General features: G+C 59.4%; 17 protein-coding genes. 10 read left to right on the top strand and 7 right to left on the bottom strand.

Annotation, left to right across the window (positions count from 1 at the left end; all coding sequences use genetic code 11):
* Positions 1–81 precede the first annotated feature (81 nt).
* The 5 genes from ACR0AC_RS12955 to ACR0AC_RS12935 form a co-directional block, all read right to left on the bottom strand.
* The gene (locus ACR0AC_RS12955; protein ID WP_480873901.1) at positions 82–1248 is read right to left on the bottom strand and encodes a glycosyltransferase; all 1167 of its coding nucleotides are present in this window, start codon (positions 1246–1248) and stop codon (positions 82–84) included.
* 267 nt (positions 1249–1515) lie between these two features.
* Positions 1516–2856, bottom strand: coding sequence for a GDSL-type esterase/lipase family protein (locus ACR0AC_RS12950; RefSeq protein ID WP_480873899.1), 1341 nt, complete (start codon positions 2854–2856; stop codon positions 1516–1518).
* A 270-nt stretch (positions 2857–3126) separates the two neighbouring features.
* On the bottom strand, positions 3127–5340 hold the full coding sequence (locus ACR0AC_RS12945; RefSeq protein WP_480873896.1) for an NADP-dependent isocitrate dehydrogenase: 2214 nt from the start codon (positions 5338–5340) through the stop codon (positions 3127–3129).
* Between the two features lie 231 nt (positions 5341–5571).
* A complete protein-coding gene (locus tag ACR0AC_RS12940) occupies positions 5572–6630 on the bottom strand; it encodes a sn-glycerol-3-phosphate ABC transporter ATP-binding protein UgpC (RefSeq protein WP_170453786.1) in 1059 nt (352 codons plus the stop codon).
* On the bottom strand, positions 6627–7433 hold the full coding sequence (locus tag ACR0AC_RS12935) for an IclR family transcriptional regulator (protein ID WP_170453787.1): 807 nt from the start codon (positions 7431–7433) through the stop codon (positions 6627–6629). Before ACR0AC_RS12935 ends, ACR0AC_RS12940 begins: the two co-directional genes overlap by 4 nt.
* Before the next feature lie 142 nt (positions 7434–7575).
* Here ACR0AC_RS12935 and ACR0AC_RS12930 point away from each other — a divergent pair, with 142 nt between their 5' ends.
* The 10 genes from ACR0AC_RS12930 (at position 7576) to ACR0AC_RS12885 (ending at position 18836) form a co-directional block, all read left to right on the top strand.
* Positions 7576–8835: an ABC transporter substrate-binding protein gene (locus ACR0AC_RS12930; protein ID WP_170453788.1), complete on the top strand. Its 1260-nt coding sequence runs from the start codon at positions 7576–7578 to the stop codon at positions 8833–8835.
* Positions 8836–8924: 89 nt separating this feature from the next.
* Positions 8925–9851, top strand: coding sequence for a carbohydrate ABC transporter permease (locus ACR0AC_RS12925; RefSeq protein WP_170453789.1), 927 nt, complete (start codon positions 8925–8927; stop codon positions 9849–9851).
* A gap of 1 nt (position 9852) precedes the next feature.
* Positions 9853–10701, top strand: a complete 849-nt coding sequence (locus ACR0AC_RS12920) for a carbohydrate ABC transporter permease (protein WP_170453790.1) — start codon at positions 9853–9855, stop codon at positions 10699–10701.
* Positions 10702–10723: 22 nt separating this feature from the next.
* Positions 10724–12064 (top strand): alpha-glucosidase/alpha-galactosidase, encoded by a 1341-nt coding sequence (gene melA, locus ACR0AC_RS12915; RefSeq protein ID WP_170453791.1) that lies wholly within the window; start codon positions 10724–10726, stop codon positions 12062–12064.
* 25 nt (positions 12065–12089) lie between these two features.
* A complete protein-coding gene (locus ACR0AC_RS12910) occupies positions 12090–13799 on the top strand; it encodes an IlvD/Edd family dehydratase (protein WP_170453792.1) in 1710 nt (569 codons plus the stop codon).
* Entirely contained in the window at positions 13799–14566 is a 768-nt protein-coding gene (locus ACR0AC_RS12905) for an SDR family oxidoreductase (RefSeq protein WP_170453793.1), read from the top strand. Before ACR0AC_RS12910 ends, ACR0AC_RS12905 begins: the two co-directional genes overlap by 1 nt.
* Positions 14567–14570: 4 nt before the next feature.
* Positions 14571–15464 (top strand): 2-dehydro-3-deoxygalactonokinase, encoded by an 894-nt coding sequence (locus ACR0AC_RS12900; RefSeq protein WP_170453794.1) that lies wholly within the window; start codon positions 14571–14573, stop codon positions 15462–15464.
* A complete protein-coding gene (locus ACR0AC_RS12895; protein WP_480873890.1) occupies positions 15461–16066 on the top strand; it encodes a 2-dehydro-3-deoxy-6-phosphogalactonate aldolase in 606 nt (201 codons plus the stop codon). Before ACR0AC_RS12900 ends, ACR0AC_RS12895 begins: the two co-directional genes overlap by 4 nt.
* Positions 16063–16923, top strand: coding sequence for an SMP-30/gluconolactonase/LRE family protein (locus tag ACR0AC_RS12890; protein ID WP_480873887.1), 861 nt, complete (start codon positions 16063–16065; stop codon positions 16921–16923). Before ACR0AC_RS12895 ends, ACR0AC_RS12890 begins: the two co-directional genes overlap by 4 nt.
* A complete protein-coding gene (locus tag ACR0AC_RS12885) occupies positions 16920–18836 on the top strand; it encodes a beta-galactosidase (RefSeq protein ID WP_480873885.1) in 1917 nt (638 codons plus the stop codon). Before ACR0AC_RS12890 ends, ACR0AC_RS12885 begins: the two co-directional genes overlap by 4 nt.
* A gap of 38 nt (positions 18837–18874) precedes the next feature.
* Here ACR0AC_RS12885 and ACR0AC_RS12880 read toward each other — a convergent pair whose 3' ends face one another.
* Positions 18875–20137, bottom strand: a complete 1263-nt coding sequence (locus tag ACR0AC_RS12880; RefSeq protein ID WP_170632371.1) for an ABC transporter permease subunit — start codon at positions 20135–20137, stop codon at positions 18875–18877.
* Positions 20134–21054 carry an ABC transporter permease gene (locus tag ACR0AC_RS12875; protein ID WP_170453799.1) on the bottom strand — a complete coding sequence of 307 codons (921 nt, stop codon included), beginning with the start codon at positions 21052–21054 and terminating at the stop codon, positions 20134–20136. Before ACR0AC_RS12875 ends, ACR0AC_RS12880 begins: the two co-directional genes overlap by 4 nt.
* Positions 21055–21066 lie beyond the last annotated feature (12 nt).

Below are 21066 nucleotides of genomic sequence, written 5' to 3'. Positions count from 1 at the left end.
GTACACTCACTCTTAAAACTTCCGGGGCTCGAACGTGCATTTGCCGAATAACCGAGCCCGCCAGCCTGAGTTCACACAAACCTAGGCAGACTTCGACAAACCACTATTGCTCGACGCCTTAACATACATCGCCTTAAGATAGGCATCCTCGTGCAACTGTATATACCTCTCGGCAGAAAATTCCGACTTAATTCTTTCACGGGCCAGTTGGCCCAATTCCGCGCGCTTGTCCCGCCCCGCATCCAGAAGTTGCGCCACGGCCCCGGCCTGAGCGTCCGGATCAGCCGGTGGAACGACAAGCCCGGAGTTGCCGACAAGAAAGCCGCTGTCACCCACATCCGTCACGACGCAGGGAACCTGGCATGCCATTGCCTCGGCCACCGCCAGTGGGAAGGCTTCGCCCCAGGCTGAAGACAGCAGAAAAATATCGAGGCCCGGCACCAGTTTTTCCACATCGGGTCGGCCTTCGAACGCGCTGACCCTGTCGCTGATGCCCAAAGCGTTGGCCTCGGCCACCGCAGGGCTTGTCGTGGTGCCCTGCCCAAAGATTACCGCATGCACATCGTAGCCCGATTCAAGCAGCTTTGCCGTTGCCCTGACCATCGAAACATGATCCTTCATCGGATGGCTGCGGGCAAAATTGCCGACAAAAAACCTGCCGTCATTCACGCCGCACAGATCCTCAAGCCGCTTGCGCGCCGCATCGTCCGGGCGAAACATATTGGTGTCGATCGCATTGGGGATAAGCGCCGAATTCGCGCCCGAGAACCCAATAGCCTCGTGCTGTTTGCGCGATACGTCCGAACAATAGGTAATCTGCCCGGCGAAGCCTGACAGTTTGGCCAGCGCGCGTATCAGAATGCGGTTTGAGCGTTTCTCGTTCTGAATGTCCTGCAAGGAATGGTGCACCGCCCAGACAAGCCCGGGTTTCGAAGTGATGCGCCCGGCAATTGCGGCCCAGGCCGCCATGCATCCGTGATACATCCATCCATGCACGACGTCCGGAGCGTGTTCCCTGACCGCACGGCGCAGGTTCACCAGCGAGCCCGGCGTCACCTGCCCTTCCCGCAAATTCAGCGAAGTGACATTGACCCCCAAAGAGCGGATCGGCTCTGCAATAACACCGTCACCCATCAACGAGACCACCGAATGATCGCGGGCGTCAGATCCCAACGCCGCTAAATATCTTTGCAACATAATTTGGGCACCCCCAACATTGGTGCCCGTAATCACATGAACAACTTTCATTAAAAATACCTGCTACAAATCAAACAACGGAACAATGATGTAGTTCACAATTCTAAAGAATGAGCCTGCGAAGTCTTGGATTGCCACTGGTTTGTGACGGAAAGTGCGGTTTCCAGATTATTGTTGAAGGAATAGCTTCAATCATTTCGAATCTACTTTGATCGTCAGCTTCACCTATCTGAACTCACATCGGCTATAAATTGACAATTAATTACAAATACTTAAAGCGTTATGTGCGCTTCCATAAGCAGCACCGTCACCAACGGCTCAGTTCATAAACCCCCTTTGTTGCAATCCTGCTGCGATGGCCTCGGCCGCCAGCGACGCCCCGGCCGGGCTGAAATGCGCGTCTGACGCGTACAAATCCTTGGGCCTGGGATGCGCTTCAAACTGATCTGTCAGGTCGATCACCGCCAGCCCAACCTCGTCGGCGGCGCTTTGAACCAAGTCTCTGAGCGGGTCGTGCAGGAAGTCCTGCGAAATCAAACCACTAAAACGGTCGACCGGGGGCACGAAGACGATAACAAGCTCGCCCCCCCATTGTGCCACTATGTCCTCAGCGCGGCTGAGAACATCCTTATACTCGGGTTGCGGCGCGACCGCCTGCGGGTAGTGAAGCCCCAACAGCTTGGCCGTTTTTTGCAAGGCAAGGAAATTTCGAACAACACGTCTGGATTGGAAATAGTGGCTCAGGGACAAGTCCATGCTGCCCCACTGTTGATCAATCTGATCTGTCAGCGTTGCAATCTGTTGATCCGATTTGGCGACAGGCCCAAAATCCACCCCGTCTTCCAGAGCCTGAGCAAGCCACGGCATTGTCAGTTCGCGGTTCAGGTTTCGCCAGTCATTGCCTGCAAAGAACACCATTACCGTCAAGTCTGGCTCAAAGGCCGGGCCATAGCGCCCCAAGACCGCCAGTTCGAACAAGGGCCCGGCGCTGCGGTGCCCCAGATTCAACAAGTTGGGGGAATAGGCGCGCAGCTGGTCCGCAAGGTGTTCACCATCCTGCAGACAGAACCCCTCAACAAACGAGTCCCCCAGCACCAACACCTCAATGTTGCCATCATAGACAGAGTCGGGATTCCGGAACCCTAACCTGTCGGGCTCATACGTGACCGGCTGGCCATCCAGCGAACACAGAAACATCTGGTTCTTGGGCTGCGGTGCCAATACCGCCTTGCTCAACTGTTTCAGTTCCACCGCGTTATTGACGCTTTTCAACGTCGCAGCGGGCGGCAGGTTTTGCAGATACGGCGCCAGATCAACGTCGTCTTTCACAATGCCGACCGACCCCAATTCGCCTTGTAGAGATTTGACACTGATATAGCCTTCGAACAGAAAAAGCGTCGCCAACAAGGTGGACATGCAAATCCCGACCATCAGCCGTGTGTCGCGTCGTGTGAACACTGCAGCAAGCACCAAAAACAGGCCCAATGCAGCCGGAACCAGAACATAGCGCAGCAACCGCGCGGCGCCGGCGGCGTATTCGGCGAAGTTGACCAGCGCGTAAGCCGCCGTGGCAAAAAAGTACAAAGCCGGGATCAAGCACAGAATCCGGCCTAACCGTTCGCCACGCCCAACGCTGTCCAAATGATCGCTCCCGTTCATGTAGAAACTCTGCCCTTGGCCCAGCGACTAAGGCGCATGGGCGTTAAGTCTCTGATAATCTGCACGCATTCCTGAAATGCAAGACAAGTCGTTCAAGCTTTTTCAACGGCCGCGTGAGTGTTGCCAAACTGAACCGTGAGTTGTGCTTTTTCCTTAAACCTTAATTAATTTGGAAACGAAAAACAAAGGGCAGGCCGATAAAGGCCTGCCCCCTTTGGTTTTGGTCGATCAGTGACCGTGCCGAAGCTCGGTTATCCGGTCGGCTTTGGTTTAACCGATGATCGCGTTGAGTGTTGCGCTGGGGCGCATCACCGCAGCGGTTTTCGCCGGATCGGTATGATAGTAACCGCCCAGGTCAGCCGCTGCACCTTGCGCGTTGGCCAATTCGCTAAGGATTTGCTCCTCCTTCGCTGCCAGGTCTGCCGCGACGGGTGCGAACTCTGCCGCCAGTTCCGCATCGTCCGACTGCGCGGACAGTGCTTCGGCCCAGTAGCGCGCGAACCAATAGTGGCTGTCGCGGTTGTCGGGCTGGCCGACCTTGCGGCTGGGCGAGCGGTTGTTGTCCAGAATGCCCTGCGTCGCGGCCTCGGCTGCGGCACCCAGTACACCCGCCTTGGCGTTGCCCTTGTTGTCGGCCAGGAAGTTCAGGGATTCACCCAGCGCGCAGAACTCACCCATCGAATCCCAGCGCAGGTGGTTTTCCTCAACCAGCTGCTGCACGTGTTTCGGGGCCGAACCCCCCGCGCCGGTTTCGAACAGACCGCCGCCATTCATCAGCTTGACGATGGACAGCATCTTGGCCGAGGTGCCCAGTTCCAGGATCGGGAACAGGTCGGTCAGGTAGTCGCGCAGCACGTTGCCGGTGATGGCAATCGAGTCATTGCCTGCCGTGATGGTTTCCAACGACTGGCGGGTCGCCTCGCGCGGGGCCATGATCTGGAACTTGTCCGCTACGCCTGCAGCTTCCAGCACTGGTGTCACGTATTTGATCAGCTCGGCGTCATGGGCGCGGTTGGCGTCCAGCCAGAAAATCGCCTCGGACCCCGTCAGGCGCTGACGATCCATCGCCAGTTGGATCCAGTTCTCGATGGGGGCCTTCTTGACGGTGCAGGACCGCCAGATGTCGCCCTGTTCGACCTCATGCGAATGCAGCGTCTCGCCATTGGCCAGAACGATGCGGATGGTGCCATCAGCAGGGGCCTGGAATGTGGTCGGGTGCGAGCCATATTCTTCGGCCTTTTGCGCCATCAGGCCGACGTTTGCGACCGCACCGGCAGTGGCCGGGTTCAGCGCGCCATTGGCTTTGAAGAACTTGATGGATTCTTCGTAAACCGGCGCATAGCAGCGGTCGGGGATCACGCAGTTGGTGTCGCCCTTGGCACCGGTCTCGTCCCAGCCCTTGCCGCCTGCGCGGATCACGGCGGGCATCGAGGCGTCGATGATCACGTCCGACGGAACGTGCAAGTTGGTGATGCCTTTGTCGCTGTCGACCATATACATGGACGGGCGGTCGCCCTTGATCGCGTCAATGGCGGCCATGATGTTGGCATTGCCCTGAACACGCTCCAACAGGTCGCCCAGGCCCGAGTTCGGGTTCACGCCTAACGCGTCCAGCTCGGCACCGAATTTCTCAAACACCGGGGCCAGCCACGCCTTGACGGCATAACCGAAGATGATCGGGTCGCTGACCTTCATCATCGTGGCCTTCATGTGCAGCGAGAACATGGTGCCGTCTTTCTTGGTGTCCTCGATCGCGTCCGCCAGGAACGCAGACAGCGCCTTGACCGACATGAACGTCGCGTCAGCCACGGTGCCCTCGGCCAGCGGCCAGCCGTCTTTCAGAACGGTCACGCTGCCATCCTTGCCGACAAATTCGATCTTCGCATCACCGGCCTGAGCCGCCGTGATGGTGGCCGATTTCTCGTTTGCGTAGAAATCGTTGCCCGGCATGGACGACACTTTGGTTTTGCTGTCCGACGACCACTCACCCATCGAATGCGGGTTCTTCTGGGCATAGTTCTTCACCGCCCGCGCCGCGCGGCGGTCGCTGTTGCCTTCGCGCAGAACCGGGTTCACGGCCGAGCCCTTGATCGCGTCATACCGCGCGCGGATCGCCTTTTCCGCGTCGGTTGAGGGTTCTTCGGGGTAGTTCGGAATGTCATAGCCCTGCGACTGCAGTTCCTCGATGGCCGCCACAAGCTGGGGCACCGAGGCCGAGATGTTCGGCAGTTTGATCACATTGGCATCCGGTGTCTTCACCAACTCACCCAGAGCGGCCAAATCATCGGTGATGCGCTGCGCGTCTGTCAGGTTTTCCGGGAAGGTTGCCAGAATACGGCCTGCCAGCGAAATATCTTTGGTGCCAACACTGACACCCGCCGCCGAGGCGAACTTGCGAATGATGGGCAGAAACGACGCGCTGGCCAGTTCGGGCGCTTCGTCTACAATGGTATACAATATGTCGAAGTTCGATTTATCTGCCATATTCTTTTACCTTTTTTAAGCCTTTCGGGGCGTGCGATCCAAGAGTTGGGGCCACATCAGCGTGGCGCGGTAGGGGCAGACCAATGCTATCGCCCCTGGGTGACTCTGTTTTGACAGGGCCTCCCATAAATGAGGTTTGGATTGGAATCAATCACCCAAGGGCGCGCGTTTTGCCACGGGTGGCAGGATCAGGTCGCGAAGGATGTCGGATGCAAGCGACGGGCCCGCCGCTTAGCGAAACCGCTGACCTGTCTCGGGATCAAACACCATCGCACGCTCGGGCTGGACCGAGATGCCGATGCGCTCGCCCGTTGTGCTGCGTTGGTCGTCGCGTTCCTCGACGATCAGTTTGTCGCCATTGGGTGTCAGCAGATAGGAATATGACACCCCACCCAGCGCTTCGGTCAGATCAACCGTGCAGGTTTCGGCAGAGCGGTCGATCTGGATGTGTTCGGGGCGCATGCCCAAGGTTACCTTCGACAGACCAGCAGGAACCGAGGCTGAAACCGGCAAGGGCTGGCTAAGTGCGGGGTGCGTGACATGGCCGTCGGCATAGTCGCAGTCCAGGAAGTTCATTGCGGGCGAGCCAATGAAACCGGCAACAAAGCGGTTATCAGGATCGCGGTACAGGTCCATGGGGGCACCCACCTGCTCAATCCGGCCATCGCGCAGCACGACGATCTTGTCCGCCATTGTCATCGCCTCGACCTGATCGTGGGTTACGTAGATCATCGTCGCGCCGATTTCCTGATGTAGACGGGCGATTTCGACCCGCATTTCGACCCGCAGTTCGGCGTCGAGGTTCGACAGCGGTTCGTCAAACAGAAACACCTCGGGGCCGCGCACGATCGCACGACCGATGGCAACGCGCTGACGCTGACCGCCGGACAGGGCCTTGGGTTTGCGTTTCAGGTATTGATCCAGCTTCAGGATGTTCGAGGCTTCCTGAACCTTCTTGTCGATCTCACCCTTGGCCACGCCGTTCATGCGCAGCCCAAAGCCCATATTCTCGGCCACGGTCATATGCGGATAAAGCGCGTAGGTCTGAAACACCATTGCCACGCCGCGCTTGGCTGGGTCCATATGGGTCACTTCGCGCGCGCCGATATGGATTTGACCTTCGGACGTCTCTTCAAGCCCCGCGATCATCCGCAGCAGCGTGGACTTGCCACAGCCCGAGGGGCCGACGAACACGCAGAATTCGCCATCTTCGATCTGCAGATCAATGCCGTGAATGACCTGAGTCTGGCCATACCGTTTGATCGCCTGGTTCAGAGTTACACCTGTCATGTCCCTTGCATCCTATCGCTATAGGCATCCCGGCGGGTTTCGGGGAACCGCCACGCCTGCGCCTCGGCCCCGATCTGTTCGGCCACGCGCCGAACCCGGGGAACCCAGGCTTCCAATTGCTCAAAATTCATTCGATCTGTTGAACCGGTCACGGAAATCGCACCCAGCATTCGCCCGCCCGAGGTCAGAATCGGGCAAGCGATACAGATAATGCCGGGCTCGTGTTCTTCGTCATCCACGGCGAAACCGCGCTGGCGGATCAGGTCTAGATCGGCCCGCAGCGCCTGCTCGGACGCAAGCGTTTTGTCCGTGAAACGGTGGTAGCTTTGCTGCGACACCGCCTTGTTCAAAGCGTCTTCATCCAGAAAGGCCATCATCGCCTTGCCGACGCCCGTGCAATAGGCCGGGCCGACCTTGCCGGCTTGCGAATACATCTCGACCGGCTGCGCCGCGTTGCGCTTGTCGACATACAGGACCTGACTGGAATCAAGCTGCGCCAGATGCACCGTCTCGCCCGTTTCCTGGCTGAGCGCATCCAGAAACGGCCGCGCAATCGGGGCCAGAGAGCTTTGGGTCCAGGCGGCATGTGCCAACCGCACCAGCCGCAAACCGGGGGTATATGTCTGTCGTTCGGGCTCATACGACAGCATGCCCTGATTGGTCAGGGTTTGCAGAAACCGATACAGTGTCGCCTTGGGAAAGGTGCTGCGGTCCAGCAATTCCGCAAACCGCACGGGGCGTCCGAACGACGCCACCTGATCCAGCACATCACATGCTTTGCCTATTGTTCCGTCACCTGCCACGGGTGCCTGTTCTCCTCCGTTTGACCGCCGCCATCCTCATCAGGGTCTTGACAAGACTAGCCGAGTCGATGTGTAGTTTTCAATATATAAAACTAGGTTTCAATATTTGGAACTACAAAATGGAAGCTTAAGGGAGGAAACCATGCATTCCATGTTCAAGCGCACTGCGGCTGCTTTGGCGGCCAGTGTGGCACTTGCCGCGCCTGTTGCGGCCGAGTTGACCGGTGAACTGCGAATCTTCCTCGATACATCGAACCCGGCGCCGCGCGCGACGATGGAAGCGATGATCGAGCGGTTCGGAGAGCAGCACCCGGGGCTGGAGATCGAGACCACCGTGATCGACCGCGAAGCCTACAAGACCCAGATCCGCAACTTCCTGACAGCGGACACGCCGGATGTGGCCACCTGGTACGCTGCCAACCGGATGAAACCTTATGTCGAGGCGGGTCTGTTCGAAGATGTGTCCGACCTGTGGGCCGAGCCCGAGATTGCCGACAATCTGGCCTCGACCAAGGGCGCGATGACCATCGACGGCAAACAGTGGGGCGTGCCCTATACCTACTACCAGTGGGGCGTTTACTATCGCAAAGACATCTTTGACGAACTGGGCCTGACCGAGCCGACCACCTGGGAAGAAGAACTGGCCAACTGCCAGAAGATCGTCGATTCCGGTCGTGCCTGCTATACCATCGGCACCAAGTTCCTGTGGACCGCCGGTGGCTGGTTCGACTACCTGAACATGCGTACCAACGGCTTCGACTTCCACAACCAGCTCGCCAATGGCGAGATCAGCTGGGAGGACGACCGGGTCAAACAGACCTTCGCCAACTGGAAGCAGCTGATCGATATGGGCGCGTTCATCGACAACCACCAGACCTATAGCTGGCAAGAGGCCCTGCCCTTCATGGTCAATGGCGAGGCCACGGCCTATCTGATGGGCAACTTTGCTGTCGCCCCGTTGCGTGAGGCTGGCCTGACCGATGACCAGCTGGACTTCTACCAGTTCGTCGCCATCAACCCCGATGTCGAGCTGGCCGAAGACGCGCCGACCGACACGTTCCACATCCCTGCCAATGCCTCGAACAAGGAAGCCGCGCGCGAATTCCTGCGCTTTGCGGTTTCTGCGGATGAGCAGACCGAGATCAACAACGGTGCAAACCTCGGGCAGCTGCCGGTGAACGCACAGTCTGCTGTGGATGATGACAAGTTCCTGCAGCAGGGCTTTACCATGCTGTCGTCGAACAGCCCGGGCGGCGTTGCCCAGTTCTGGGATCGTGACGCGCCTGCCGAAATGGCAAAGGTGTCGATGGAAGGCTTCCAGGAATTCATGGTCAAGCCGGACAATGCTGATCGTATCCTGGCCAAGCTGGAGCGCGCACGTCAGCGCATCTACGACAACTAAACGGACAGGGCCGGGCTGAAGCCCGGCCTACGCCAAACTGCAAATGTAAGGCGGGCTTCAGCCCGCCACCCCTCAGCCGGAATGCCGCCATGACCATTGCCGCAGACGCCCCAGAACAGGAAAGCTGGTTCCACCGCAACCAACAGCGTATCGCGCCGTGGCTGTTTCTGGCCCCGGGTCTGCTGTTCTTTATGGTCTATGTGATCATCCCGGTTTTCCAGTCCTTCAACCTGTCGCTTTATGAATGGGACGGGCTGGGCGCGGCGGAATATGTCGGGTTCCGCAACTACGAAGACCTTTATTGGGAATGGGTTGATCGGGATGCGTTTTATATCTCACTGAAAAACAACCTGATCTGGCTGCTCCTTTACTTGCTGGCAATCCCTGCGGGCCTGTTCATCGCCTTGTTCCTGAACCAGACGGTTGTGGGCATCCGCCTGTATAAGTCCCTGTTCTTCTTTCCGTTTGTCATTTCACAGGTCGTCGTCGGCCTTGTGTTCACATGGTTCTACGACCCGACCTTTGGTCTGCTGAACGAGTTTCTTGGCTTCTTTGGCATGGGCCCGCTCAACGTGCTGGGCGATGAGAGGTTCGTCACCTACGGCATCATCTTCGCGGGCCTTTGGCCGCAGACCGCGTACTGCATGATCCTCTACCTGACCGGCCTGAACGCCGTGGACCCCGAACAGATCGAGGCCGGACGGCTGGACGGTGCAAAGGGCGGGCGGATGCTATGGCACATCATCCTGCCGCAACTGCGCCCGGCCACCTTTATTGCCTTCGTCGTCACCATCATCGGCGCACTGCGGTCGTTCGACCTGATTTCGATCATGACCCAAGGGGGGCCGTTCGGGTCGTCCCGCGTGCTGGCCTATTATATGTTCGAGGTCGCCCTGTCCGAATACGGCTTCCGCATGGGATACGGCGCTGCCATCGCGGTGATCCTGTTCCTGATCATGCTCTGCTTCATCGCCTACTTCCTGTGGTCGATGTATCGCGAAGAAAAGGGGCACTGAGATGTTTCCCAAACCCATCGAAAAACAACCCCGCGCGGCGCAGATCACCTATCAGGCCATGTTGCCGGTCGCCCTTCTGTTGTGGCTTGGCCCTCTGCTGGCGGTCGCCTTGTTCTCGGTCAAACCCGCTGCGGATTTTACCAATGCGAACTACTGGGGCATGCCGTCCAGCTTTGAGGGCGCGTTCAACTACGGGCAGGTCTTCTTCAACTCGGACATGCCGCGCTATCTGATGAACTCTTTCCTGATCACCATCCCAACGGTGATCGGATGTGTCGCGCTTAGCTGCATGACCGGGTTCGCGCTGGGGATATACAAGTTCAAATCGAACCTCTGGATCTTCTTCATGTTTGTCGCGGGCAATTTCGTGCCGTTCCAGATTCTGATGGTTCCCGTACGCGACCTGACGCTGGAATTAGGTCTCTACAACACCAAAACCGGGCTGGTCTTGTTCCACATCGCCTTCCAGACCGGATTCTGTACCCTGTTCATGCGCAATTTCATCCGCGCCCTGCCTTTTGAACTGATCGAGGCTGCGCGGGTCGAGGGTATCAGCGAATGGCGCATCTTCTGGTACGTGGTTCTGCCACTGATGAAGCCCGCGATCGCGGCGCTCAGCGTGCTAATTTTCACCTTTATCTGGAACGACTATTTTTGGGCCGTGGTCCTGACCCAGGGTGCCGAAAGCCAGCCTGTCACCGCAGGTATCACCAGTTTCAACGCGCAATTCCGCGCCGCCTATCAATTGATGAGTGCCGGTTCCATCGTCGCGGCTCTGCCGCCGGTGGCCATGTTCTTCCTGATGCAGAAACACTTCATCGCGGGCCTGACCCTCGGTGCCGTAAAATAACGTCAAACCAAAGGTTTGCAAAATGACCAAAATCGCCTTTGTCGGAGCGGGCTCAACGATCTTCATGCAGAATATCGTGGGCGACGCGCTGCTGACCCCTGCGCTGGCCGACAGCCACTTTGCGCTGATGGATATCAATCCCGAACGTCTGGCAGAAAGCGAAGCGGTGGCCCGCGCCATGATCCGCTCGGTCGGTTCGGGCGCAACCGTTTCAACGCATATTGACCGCCGCGCCGCGCTGGACGGGGCCGACTTTGTCATAACCGCCTTCCAGATCGGCGGGTATGAGCCCTGCACGGTCACCGATTTCGAGATTCCTAAACAATACGGCCTGCGCCAGACCATTGCCGACACGCTGGGAGTCGGTGGCATCATGCGCGGGCTCCGCACGGTTCCAGTTCTGTGGGACGTGGCGCGAGATATGATGCAGCTTTGCCCCAACGCGACGCTGCTGCAATACGTCAATCCGATGGCGATCAACACATGGGCGCTGGCGGAACAATTCTCGGCGCTGAAACAGGTGGGCCTGTGCCACTCGGTCCAGAACACGGTCGAGGAACTGGCCCATGATCTGGACCTGCCTAAGGACGAATTCCGCTACAAGGTTGCGGGCGTCAATCACGTCGCTTTTTTCCTGAAACTGGAACATCAAGGCCGCGACCTTTACCCCGCGCTGCGGCAAGGCTATGCCAGCGGTCGCCTGCCCAAACCGCCATTGCTGATGCCGCGTTGTCCCAACAAGGTGCGTTATGAGGTTATGGACCATCTTGGCTATTTCTGCACCGAAAGCTCGGAACATCTGGCCGAATACGTTCCGTGGTTCATCAAGGACGGGCGCTCGGATCTGATCGAGCAATTCTCGATCCCGCTGGACGAATACCCCACCCGCTGCATTGAACAGGTCGCCAACTGGAAAGAGCAGGCCAAGACGCTGACCGATGGCCGTGACATCACTGTCACCCGCAGCCATGAATTCGCCGCCGATCTCATGAACGCTATCGTCACCGACACGCCCTATGTGGCTTATGGCAACCTGCCCAACACTGGCCAAATCCCGCAACTGCCCCTTGGCGCTGCGGTCGAGACCCCCTGTCTGGTGGACAGCAACGGGGTGCAGCCTTCGGTCGTGACCGATATCCCACCCCAACTGATCGCGCTGATGCGGACGCAGATCAATGTGCAGGAACTAACGGTGCGCGCTTTGGTCGAGCAGAACCCGGAATATATCTATCATGCTGCCATGATGGACCCCCACACCGCTGCCGAGTTGGACCTGCGCCAGATCCGAAACTTAGTTGACGATCTACTGATTGCGCATACCGACTGGCTGCCGGACTGGTGCAAACCCGCCAAGGCCGCCTGACCCCAAGAGTAGAAGGCTGACAAGAATGACAAAGAAACGCCGCTCAGCGCATTGGTACGGAAAGCTCGACAAGGATGGGTTCATCCACAGGTCCTGGATGAAGAACCAGGGCTTCCCCGATCACGCCTTTGACGGGCGGCCCATCATCGGCATCTGCAACACCTGGTCCGAACTTACCCCCTGCAACTCAGGCCTGCGCGATCTGGCCGAGGGCGTCAAACGCGGCGTGTGGGAGGCCGGAGGGTTTCCGGTGGAATTCCCCGTCATGTCGCTGGGCGAAACCCAAATGAAACCCACCGCCATGCTGTTCCGCAACCTGCTGGCCATGGATGTCGAGGAATCGATCCGTGCCTATGGCATCGACGGCGTCGTGCTGCTGGGCGGGTGTGACAAGACCACGCCGGGGCAGTTGATGGGCGCTGCGTCAGTCGATCTGCCGTCGATCGTGGTCAGTTCCGGCCCAATGCTAAACGGCAAGTATCGCGGGCAGGATATCGGTTCGGGCACCGACGTTTGGAAATTCTCCGAGGCCGTGCGCGCCGGAGAGATGACGCTGCAGGACTTCATGAACGCCGAATCTGGTATGTCGCGCAGCGCAGGGGTTTGCATGACCATGGGCACGGCTAGCACCATGGCCTCTCTGGTCGAGGCGATGGGCATGTCCCTGCCCACCAATGCCGCCCTGCCTGCCGTTGACGCCCGCCGCATGGCGCTGGCGCATCTGACTGGCAAGCGGATTGTCGAGATGGTGGATGAAGACCTCAAACCATCCGACATTCTGAGCAAAGAGGCGTTTGAGAATGCCATCCTCGCCAACGCCGCCGTAGGTGGGTCGACCAACGCGGTGGTTCACCTTCTCGCGTTGGCGGGTCGGGTTGGCGTGGACCTGACGTTGAAAGACTTTGAGATCGGTTCCGAAATCCCCCTGCTGGTCAATTGTATGCCTTCGGGCAAGTACCTGATGGAGGATTTCTGTTATGCAGGCGGCGTGCCGGTGGTTCTGAACGAACTCAAGCCCTTCCTGCGCCCGGCAAAAACGGTGCTGAACAAGGATATCTCGGCCCATTACGAAGGGGCTGAATGTTTCAACAATGACGTGATCCGACCCTTCAATGGTCCGGTGAAACCCGCCGCTGGCCTACGCGTGCTGCGGGGCAATCTGGCACCGAACGGGGCCATCGTGAAGCCTTCGGCGGCCACAGATGCCTTGCTGGAAACCGAAGCCGAGGCTTACGTTTTTGAGAATATCGAAGACCTCAAAGCCAATATCGACCGTGATGACCTGCCGGTGACGTCTGAGACCATTCTGGTGCTCAAAGGCTGCGGCCCCAAGGGTTATCCGGGCATGCCCGAGGTCGGCAATATGCCGATCCCTGCCAAGCTGGTGAAAGAAGGCGTGCGCGACATGATCCGCATTTCCGACGCGCGCATGTCGGGGACCGCCTATGGCACTGTCATTCTGCATGTCAGCCCCGAGGCGCAGGCGGGCGGTACTCTGGCGTTGGTCAAAACCGGCGACCGCATCCGCGTTTCGGCCAGTAAGGGCGAGTTGGAACTTCTGGTCGATGAAAAGGAACTGGACGCCCGCCGCGCGGCATGGCAACCGGACGACCCGCACTACACCCGCGGCTATGCAAAACTCTATATCGACCACGTGCTGCAAGCCGATCAGGGCGCAGACCTTGATTTCCTTGTCGGCAAAGATACCCGCCTTGTGACCAGAGAGAGCCATTGATGACCCAACCCGCCACATTCCATGACCTGAACGGGGCGTCTGTCTATATCACCGGCGGCGGCTCGGGCGTCGGTGCAGCCCTAACGGATGGGTTCCTGGCGCAAGGGGCAAACGTTGCCTTCATCGGCCGCTCGGACGCCAGCGCTTTTGTCGAAGAAATGCGTGATAAACACGGTCGCACCCCGCTGTTCATGCAGGGCGACATGACCGACACCGAATTGTTGCACGCCACCATGCAAAAAGCCGCCGAGGCGCATGGACCCCTGAATGTGCTGATCAACAACGCGGCCAATGACAAACGCCACTCGCTGGAAGAAACCACCACCGAGTTCTGGGACTGGATGATCGAGGTCAACCTCAAGGCCTATTACTTCGCCTGTCAGGAAGCCGCGCGACAAATGCAGGATAAGGGCGGTGCCATCGTCAATTTCAGCTCGATCAGTTACATGATGGGCAATGCGGGCTATCCGATCTACACGACCTCGAATGCTGGGATCACCGGCATGACGCGGTCCTTGGCGCGCGAATTGGGGCCGCAGAACATCCGAGTGAACGCCTTGGCCCCGGGCTGGGTGCTGACGCAGAAACAACTGGATATGTGGGCCACGCCCGAAGATCTGGCCGCCCATATGGATCGCCAATGCCTGAAAGAACACCTGACGCCCGAGGACATGATCGCACCGACCCTGTTTCTGGCGTCTCAGGCCAGCCGCGCCATGACCGGGCAGTGCATGGCCGTTGACGGCGGCGTAGTGGTATCGGGGTGACGCGATGAAGACCGAATGGATTGCTGTCGATTGGGGAACCTCTCACTTACGGGCCTGGGCCATGCAGGGCGACACGGTGCTGGATCAGGCGCAGAGTGATCTGGGCATGGCCCGAGTTGCGCCGGGCGCGTTTCAATCTGCGCTGCTGGCGCTGGTGCAAGATTGGCTGGGCGATGCGCCCGTCGATGTCGTCGCCTGTGGCATGGTTGGCGCGCGGCAAGGCTGGGCCGAAGCGCCTTATGCCGCTGTGCCCTCGGCCCCCGTACCAAATGCGCCGGTTCGTGTTCCCGGCACCGATCCGCGTATCCGGGCCTTTATCGTGCCGGGTCTGAAACAAGCGACGCCGCCAGATGTGATGCGGGGCGAAGAAACCCAGATCGCCGGATTTCTGGCCGGGCACCAGAACTGGGACGGTGTGCTGTGCCTGCCCGGCACCCATACCAAATGGGTGCAGGTCAGCGCGGGCGAAGTGATCAGCTTCCGCACCTTCATGACGGGCGAGATGTTTGACCTGCTGTGCGGGCAATCGGTTCTGAAACATTCGGTCGGCGAAGGTTGGGATGAAGCGGCCTTTGCCGAGGCTGTGGCAGACACCTTGTCAAAACCGGAAAATCTGGCGGGCCGTTTGTTTGGTCTGCGCGCAGCGGACCTGTTGCAAGGGCAGGACAAGTCCATCGCCCGGGCGCGTCTGTCCGGCCTGTTGATCGGGGCCGAACTGGCTGCGACCCGGCCTTATTGGCTGGGCCAGCAACTGGCTATTATCGGCGCGGACGAGGTTTCGAAGATCTATGCGCAAGCCCTGCAGCAACAGGGCGCATTCGTCGAGACGGCGGATGCCACGCTCTCCACTCTGGCCGGTCTGGCACTGGCCCGCACGCTGACGAAGGAAACCGCATGAGCCGCCCGATCATCGCCATTCTGCGCGGGTTGAAGCCATCGGAGGCTAAAACCGTCGGACGTGTCATCATCGATGCGGGCATCGACCGGATCGAGGTGCCGCTGAACTCACCCGACCCGCTGGACAGCATCGCCCGATTGGCCTCTGCCTTCGGAGAGCAGGCGTTAATAGGTGCGGGGACGGTGTTGACCGTTCAACAGGTAGAGGATGTCGCACAGGCCGGTGGGGAACTGATTGTGTCACCGAACTTCGACGCCGAGGTGATTGCGCGCACGATTGCGCTAAACCTGCAAAGCTGGCCGGGTGTATACACGCCGACCGAAGCTTTTGCCGCCTTGAAAGCCGGGGCCACCGGTCTAAAGCTGTTTCCGGGCGTCACCGCCGGACCATCCGGTCTGGCCGCGCTGCGCCCGGTTCTGCCGCAAGGGACACTGGTTTTTGCCGTCGGCGGTGCAGGGCCCGAGAATTTCGATCAGTGGCTCGCCGCAGGCGCAGACGGGTTCGGCATTGGGTCGGCCCTGTTTAAGCCGGGTATGGACATCGCCGAAATCTCGGAACGGGCCATCCGGATTGTTGCCGCCTATGACGAGGCCGTGGGATGAGCGCCGTTTTCGACAACCGCCCCTGCGAATTGGGCGAAGGCCCGTTGTGGCATCCCGAACGGCAACAGCTATTCTGGTTTGATATCCTGAACAAGCGTCTGATGACCCAGGAAGCAGGCGAACAGAAATGTTGGGACTTTTCCGAACATGTCTCAGCCGCGGGTTGGGTGGATCACGATACGTTGCTGATCGCGTCCGAAACCGGGCTGTGGCGGTTTTCCCTGACCACGGGGCGCAAGGATCTGGTGGTGGCGCTGGAGGCCGACAACCCGATCACCCGGTCGAATGACGGGCGCGCGGACCCGTGGGGTGGGTTCTGGATCGGCACCATGGGCAAGCGGGCCGAGCCGGGTGCCGGTTCGATTTACCGCTTTTGGCGGGGCGAGTTGCGCCGCCTTGTTCCCGATGTGACCATCTCGAACGCGATCTGTTTCGCGCCGGATCGTTCATGCGCCTACTATGCCGACACAAAGACGCGGCAGGTCATGCGCTGGCCTTTGAACGCCGAAACCGGATGGCCCGAAGGCGAGGCGTCGGTGTTTCTGGACCTGTGGACCGACAGGCTGAACCCGGATGGCGCTGTGGTCGATGCGGCGGGCAATATCTGGATCGCGCAATGGGGCGACCACCGGGTTGCCGCCTATGACCGCTCGGGCAAATACCTGCATTCGGTGCGTTTCGATGCGGCCCATACCTCATGCCCGGCCTTTGGCGGCGCTGAACTGACAACGCTTTTTTGCACCACAGCCCGCGAAGGCCTGAGCGCCGAGGCGATCCAAACCCAACCTTCCAACGGAATGACCTTTACCGCGCTGAATGCCGGTCAGGGTCAGGCAGAACACAGAGTCCTCTTATGAAGCCAGAACTTGGCGTTTGTTATTACCCCGAACACTGGCCCGAGGCTGTTTGGGCCGAAGACGTTGCGCGCATGATTGAGGCGGGCTTGCGCTGGGTGCGGATCGGTGAATTCGCCTGGAGCCGGATGGAGCCATCGCCGGGCGACCTGCAATTCGACTGGCTGGATCGCGCTATCGATACGCTGGGCGCGGCGGGCCTGAAGGTTGTTCTTGGTACGCCAACAGCCACGCCCCCGCGCTGGATGCTGGACAAACACCCGGATATGTTGGCCGTCGATGCTCAGGGTCAGGTTCGCAAGTTCGGCTCGCGGCGGCATTACTGTTTCAGCCATCGTGGATACATTGAGGACTGCGCGCGGATCACCCGGATCATGGGTGAGCGCTATGGCCGAAATCCGCATGTTGCGGCCTGGCAGATCGACAATGAATATGGCTGTCATGACACCACGCTCAGCTACAGCCCCCCCGCCCTGAACGCGTTTCAGCGCTGGTTGGCGGATCGCTATGGCTCGGTCCAGGCGCTGAACGAAGCGTGGGGGAATGTGTTCTGGTCGATGGAATACAGCAGTTTCGACCAAATCGACCTGCCCAACCTGACCGTGACGGAACCCAATCCGGCCCATGTTCTGGCCTTCCGCCGATTTAGCTCGGATCAGGTGGTGGCGTTCAACAAGGCGCAGGTGGAGGTGCTGCGGGATCTGACCGATGCGCCCCTGCTGCACAACTATATGGGTCGCGTGCTTGAGTTCGACCATTTCGATGTGGGGGCGGATCTGGATATCGCCACCTGGGACAGCTATCCGCTTGGGTTCCTGTCGGATCGGCTGGAGGACAGTGCGGAGCACAAAACCAAATACCTGCAACAGGGCGATCCGGATATGCAGGCCTTCCATCATGACCTGTATCGCGCTGTCGGGCGGGGTCGCTGGTGGGTGATGGAACAGCAACCCGGCCCGGTGAACTGGGCCCCGTACAACCCAGCCCCCCTGCCCGGCATGGTCCGCCTGTGGTCGCTTGAGGCCGTGGCGCATGGGGCCGAAGTGGTCAGTTACTTCCGCTGGCGGCAAGCGCCCTTTGCGCAGGAACAGATGCATGCAGGATTACTGACGCCGGGCAATCGCCCTGCCCAAGCTTTGGCTGAGGCGCGCCAGACAGCCGATGATCTGGCCACCTTGGGCGCGGTTCAGCAGGAACAGGCCCGCGTGGCGATCCTGTTCGACTATGCCTCGGATTGGGCGTGGAAAACGCAGCCTCAGGGTGCCGGGTTTGACTATTTTCGGCTGGTATTCTCGGCCTATCGCGCGCTGCGGCGGGCCGGGGTGTCAGTGGATTTTGTCCCGGCGAACGCCGTTCCCGACGGCTATGCGATGATCCTTGCACCGGGGTTGGCGACGGTGGATGAGGGCCTGGAACAGCGTCTGTCAGACGCCTGCGATCTGGCCATTCTCGGCCCGCGAGCCGGGGCCATCACCGGCGATTTCCAAATCCCCACGACGGGCCGCCCCGGTTTGAACGGTTTGGACTGCGAGGTTGATCTGGTCGAGACGCTGCCACCGAATATCCAGCGCCCTGTGGCAGGTGGCGGATCGGCACAGCACTGGATCGACCGGGTATCCGGTGCTGCCCCCGACCTGCTGAGCTTTGAGGATGGAACCCCTGCCCTGAAAGGGGACGGCGGATTGTGGTATCTGGCCGGGTTCCCGGATGAGGCGCTGTGGGACCGCGTCATTGCGATGGCTGCGGAAACAACAGGGCTGACCCTGCACCCCCTACCCGACGGGTTGCGAAAGCGTGAAACGGCCCAGCAGGTTTTCCTGATCAACTACAACGCTGACCCGGTTGAGTGGAACGGTCACCGCATTGCGGGTTGCGATGTCCTGATCCTGAAACGCGCACGGCCCGAACGGATCTAGTTTCCGTCCGGGCCGAGGCTGTTTTTCAGAGCTTGCGACTAGTCGCTTTGCAGACTGTTGGGGTCAAAGGCCCCGCCAAAGCCGCCATTGTTTGATGGTTGCTCTTCGGTCTCTGACTCATCGTCTTCGGCCTCTCCGCCACCCAGCGCATTGGGGGCAAACACGTTTCCGAACCCGCTGTTGTTCGACGGTTTCGGCGCGGTTTGCGTTGTGCCTTGTTCGGCCTCTTCCGCCTCGCGCTGTTTGCGGCGCTCCTCGCGCTGCTTTCGCAGTTCCTGAATGCGCTGTTCGGCTTCCAGCTGTTTTTGCTCGCGCACGTCGGCGATGCACTGACCGGGGTTGTAGGCCGTAGCCGTGCCGACGACTGTGATCGTCGCAACCGCAAAGACCACCAGCAGAACCGCAGCCATATTGCCCGCGAAGAAGCTGGGCAGTTTGATCTTGCCTGCCAGTTCTTCAACAGTGGCGTTCTTGCGCGCTGCGGCCACCAGTTCCTGACGCTTCAGCTTGGCCTCGTTCAGCAGGGCAAAGAACACCGTCAGAACCACGATGATAAAGGCCAGCGCCGAGATCGAAGGCGTGATGCCATAACGCACCTTCTGCGCCAGTTCGATGGTCAGCGTCGGGTATTCCCCAAAGGTGAAGGTGGTGGTGTTGTAGTTCTCGAACGAGGCGAGGAACGCCAGCACCGCCGCCGACGCAATCGCCGGGCGCATGAAGGGCAGCAGGATCTTGCGGAACGCCTGTGCGTGGGTTGCACCAAGGTCCAGCGCCGCCTCGGTCAGCGCCACGTCATAGCGTTGCAGACGCGCCACCAGAACCAGCATGCAATAGCTGGCGATAAAGGTGGATTGGCCGATCACCGTCAGGAAAATCCCGTTCGACAACACACTGTCCGCACCCAGCCCCAGCATCCGGTTGATCCGGTCCCAGAACACCAGCGTCGAGATACCCAGAACAACGCCCGGGATCAGGATCGGCGCGATGATGATCGTGTAATAGGTCGCGCGCAGCTTGGGCCAGATCTGCGTGAGCAGCAGCGCCCCGGCCAGACCCATTGCCACCGACAGAACAACCGTCCCGGCCCCGATGATCAGCGAGTTCTTGATGCCGTTCAGGATGCGCTGATCCTGAAACAGCTCTCCGAACCACTGGAAGGTCAGGCATTCCCACGGGCTCATCCTGGGAAAGCTGGGCGAGTTGAAGGCGGTGATCGACATGATCACCAGCGGCCCCAGCAGGTACAGGAAGAAGATCGTCAGATAGACCCAGATGCTTATGCGGAGGAAGGAATTATTCATTTCCCGATATCCCCCATGTTCACCTTGAACAGGCGCATCACGGCCAGCACGAACAGGATACAGGTCACCAGAAGCACGATGGCGTAGGCGGCCCCTTGTGGCCAGTCATTGTTGTCGTTGAACTGCTGATAGATCAGCTGCGTGAACCACAGGCTGGACGGCCCGCCCAGAATTTGCGGCGCGGCCAGCGCACCGGCGGACAGCATGAAGACCATCGTACAGCCCGAACTGATGCCCGGCTTGGCATAGGGGATCACGACCCGCCAGTGAATGCGCCACCATGGGGCACCCAGATCGCGCGCGGCCTCGATCTGATTGCCGTCGAGACTTTCGATCACGTTATACATCGGGAAGATCATCAGCAGGATATAGGCGTAGCCCAAACCGGCATAGAGCGCGATGTCGTTGCGGATGAAATCGAACGGCGTATCCCAGATACCCAGACCCATGAACAGGGTGTTCAGAACCCCGGTCTCACCAAAGATGATCCGCAGGGCAAAGGCGCGCAGGATCTCGTTGATCCAATAGGGGATGATCAGCATGATCGCGAAAATGCGGATGTGATTGCCCTTGGACTGACCCAGGTAATAGGCAATCGGGTAGCACAGGATCAGGTTGAAGATCGTCACACAGACCGCCGCCAGCAACGTTCGGAAGAACACGCGCAGATCGACCGCGTTGTAAGCCTGACTGCCGCCTTCGGGGCCGTAGATCAGGTATTTGTAGTTCTCCAGCGTATAGACGTCCTTGGGGCCACCAATTTCAGGCGGCGGCAGGTTGGGACGGAACGAAAAGTCCAGCATCGACAATTGCGGCAGGATGATCAGGCCAATGGTCCAGAACAGGACCAGACCAAGGATCATCAACCCCATGCCGGTGCCATTGCGGTTGAAGAAGTCTTTCAGAAATCGGGGCATCTGTTGAACCCC

It is taken from the genome of Ruegeria sp. H7, assembly GCF_056532945.1.
The sequence above is the reverse complement of the archived record's forward strand: the minus strand, read 5'-3'. Positions and strand labels throughout refer to the sequence as shown.

Excerpts from the sequence above, each read along its gene's own strand:
- ACR0AC_RS12955 (WP_480873901.1), bottom strand. The coding sequence starts at position 1,248 with ATGAAAGTTGTTCATGTGATTACGGGCACCAATGTTGGGGGTGCCCAA.
- ACR0AC_RS12950 (WP_480873899.1), bottom strand. The coding sequence starts at position 2,856 with ATGAACGGGAGCGATCATTTGGACAGCGTTGGGCGTGGCGAACGGTTA.
- ACR0AC_RS12945 (WP_480873896.1), bottom strand. The coding sequence starts at position 5,340 with ATGGCAGATAAATCGAACTTCGACATATTGTATACCATTGTAGACGAA.
- ACR0AC_RS12940 (WP_170453786.1), bottom strand. The coding sequence starts at position 6,630 with ATGACAGGTGTAACTCTGAACCAGGCGATCAAACGGTATGGCCAGACT.
- ACR0AC_RS12930 (WP_170453788.1), top strand. The coding sequence starts at position 7,576 with ATGCATTCCATGTTCAAGCGCACTGCGGCTGCTTTGGCGGCCAGTGTG.
- ACR0AC_RS12925 (WP_170453789.1), top strand. The coding sequence starts at position 8,925 with ATGACCATTGCCGCAGACGCCCCAGAACAGGAAAGCTGGTTCCACCGC.
- ACR0AC_RS12920 (WP_170453790.1), top strand. The coding sequence starts at position 9,853 with ATGTTTCCCAAACCCATCGAAAAACAACCCCGCGCGGCGCAGATCACC.
- melA (WP_170453791.1), top strand. The coding sequence starts at position 10,724 with ATGACCAAAATCGCCTTTGTCGGAGCGGGCTCAACGATCTTCATGCAG.
- ACR0AC_RS12910 (WP_170453792.1), top strand. The coding sequence starts at position 12,090 with ATGACAAAGAAACGCCGCTCAGCGCATTGGTACGGAAAGCTCGACAAG.
- ACR0AC_RS12905 (WP_170453793.1), top strand. The coding sequence starts at position 13,799 with ATGACCCAACCCGCCACATTCCATGACCTGAACGGGGCGTCTGTCTAT.
- ACR0AC_RS12900 (WP_170453794.1), top strand. The coding sequence starts at position 14,571 with ATGAAGACCGAATGGATTGCTGTCGATTGGGGAACCTCTCACTTACGG.
- ACR0AC_RS12895 (WP_480873890.1), top strand. The coding sequence starts at position 15,461 with ATGAGCCGCCCGATCATCGCCATTCTGCGCGGGTTGAAGCCATCGGAG.
- ACR0AC_RS12890 (WP_480873887.1), top strand. The coding sequence starts at position 16,063 with ATGAGCGCCGTTTTCGACAACCGCCCCTGCGAATTGGGCGAAGGCCCG.
- ACR0AC_RS12885 (WP_480873885.1), top strand. The coding sequence starts at position 16,920 with ATGAAGCCAGAACTTGGCGTTTGTTATTACCCCGAACACTGGCCCGAG.
- ACR0AC_RS12880 (WP_170632371.1), bottom strand. The coding sequence starts at position 20,137 with ATGAATAATTCCTTCCTCCGCATAAGCATCTGGGTCTATCTGACGATC.
- ACR0AC_RS12875 (WP_170453799.1), bottom strand. The coding sequence starts at position 21,054 with ATGCCCCGATTTCTGAAAGACTTCTTCAACCGCAATGGCACCGGCATG.